The organism is Mesorhizobium sp. M7A.F.Ca.CA.002.09.1.1, assembly GCF_003998555.1.
GTDB classification, from domain to species: Bacteria; Pseudomonadota; Alphaproteobacteria; order Rhizobiales; family Rhizobiaceae; genus Mesorhizobium; species Mesorhizobium ciceri.
Genome location: NZ_RZRR01000961.1, coordinates 1 through 2,015, shown reverse-complemented (window position 1 = coordinate 2,015; position 2,015 = coordinate 1). Strand labels below are relative to the sequence as shown.

The window sequence follows — 2,015 nt, the reverse complement described above, 5'->3', positions numbered from 1 at the left end:
CGCCAAGGCGTTGCCGGGGAAAGGCCCGGCGATCAAAGCAGCCAGAGCGCCAACGGCGCCAAGGTCGGCGAAACGAAATGGTCGCATCATCAAGGCTCCTGTCGGTCGCCCCGGCCTGCTGAAACGACGCTTGTCGTTGCAGCAGGCCGCAAAACTTCCTATCGCGTCAGCCGAGATAGGGATAGAGCGGGAAGCGATCGGTCAGCGCCACGACCTTGGCCTTGACCGCTGCTTCGACGGCGGCATTGCCCTCGTCGGAATTGGCGACCTTGAGACCATCCAGCACTTCGGCGATCAGCTTGCCGATCTCCCGGAATTCGGCCTGGCCGAAGCCGCGCGTGGTGCCGGCCGGGGTGCCGAGACGCACGCCCGAGGTGACAAAAGGCTTTTCCGGGTCGAACGGAATACCGTTCTTGTTGCACGTGATGTTGGCGCGGCCCAGCGCCGCCTCGGCGCGCTTGCCGGTGGCGTTCTTCGGACGCAAATCGACCAGCATCAGATGGTTGTCTGTGCCGCCGGAGACGATGTCGAGACCGGTTTCCTTGAGGCTGGAGGCGAGCGCCTTGGCGTTGGCGGCAACGCTCTCGGCATAGACCTTGAAGCTTGGCTTCAGCGCTTCGCCGAAGGCAACCGCCTTGGCGGCGATGACATGCATAAGCGGGCCGCCCTGCAGGCCGGGGAACACCGCCGAATTCATCTTCTTGGCGATGTCCTCGTCATTGCACAGGATCATGCCGCCGCGCGGGCCGCGCAGCGACTTGTGCGTCGTGGTCGTCACGACATGGGCATGCGGCAGCGGCGACGGATGCACGCCGCCGGCGACCAGCCCGGCGATGTGCGCCATGTCGACCATCAGATAGGCGCCGACCGCGTCGGCGATCTCGCGAAAACGCTTCCAGTCCCAGACGCGGGAATAGGCGGTGCCGCCGGCCAGGATCAGCTTCGGCTTGGTTTCATGCGCGGTCTTCTCGATGGCATCCATGTCGAGCAGATGGTCGTCCTGGCGCACGCCATAGGAGACGACCTTGAACCATTTACCGCTCATGTTGACCGGCGAACCGTGGGTCAGATGGCCGCCGGAATTGAGGTCGAGGCCCATGAACGTGTCGCCCGGCTGCAAGAGCGCCAGGAAGACGGCCTGGTTCATCTGGCTGCCGGAATTCGGCTGGACATTGGCGAAGTTGCAGCCGAACAGCTTCTTGGCGCGCTCGATGGCCAGTTCCTCGGCCACGTCGACAAACTGGCAGCCGCCGTAGTAGCGCTTGCCCGGATAGCCCTCGGCATATTTGTTGGTCATGATCGAGCCCTGCGCCTCAAGCACCGCGCGGGAAACAATGTTTTCCGAGGCGATCAGCTCGATCTCGTGGCGCTGGCGGCCGAGTTCGTTGCGGATGGCGCCGAAAATCTCCGGATCGGCGTCGGCCAGCGTGGTTTCGAAGAAGGATTCGAATTTGTTCGACACTGCCGCTGCTGTTGCCATAGCCTGAAATCCTCGGGGTTCGGGGGCAATTTTGTTTATGCATGTCGTTGCCCAAACCGCTGTACACTTTTGGGCAACCTGCACGCGGCGCCATTAACACAGTTGTTTTCGCCCCGCCACGTTTGCCACGCGAAATTTGCTGGCCGGATTGCGCCAGCCAGGCCCGCGCGTCGTTATTTCCTCGCCTTCCGGCCCCTCAGCAATGCCTCGGTGAGCGTGATCTCGGTAAACAGCGCCTGCGACGTATGGTCGTTGATCTCGCCGCTGCGAAACATGGCGCGCACGGCTTCGCGCTCGGCTTCGATGCCCGCAAATCTCAATTCGAGCTCCAGCCTTCCGGCTTCACGCGCCTCGGCGCGGGCCTCATCGGCTTCGTCCGAGGCGGCGATGCGGCGCCGGTACCCGGCGACGATGCTGTCGGCGGCGGCAAGCCTGGCGCCGGGCACCTCGCCTCCCTCATCATCTGCGGCTCCGGCGATGCTCTCGATGCGCGCGATTGCCGCCTTGGCGGCGCCGACACGCGCCAGCCGCTCCT

Annotated in this window: 1 protein-coding gene and 1 pseudogene; both read right to left on the bottom strand. The window is 64.1% G+C overall.

Annotated elements, in window-relative coordinates; translation table 11 throughout:
- Window positions 1-166: 166 nt before the first annotated feature.
- Window positions 167-1,480 (bottom strand): serine hydroxymethyltransferase, encoded by a 1,314-nt coding sequence (gene glyA, locus EN994_RS28925; protein ID WP_013532252.1) that lies wholly within the window; start codon window positions 1,478-1,480, stop codon window positions 167-169.
- 173 nt (window positions 1,481-1,653) lie between these two features.
- Window positions 1,654-2,015: pseudogene (locus EN994_RS28920) on the bottom strand (Na+/H+ antiporter); the annotation flags it as partial.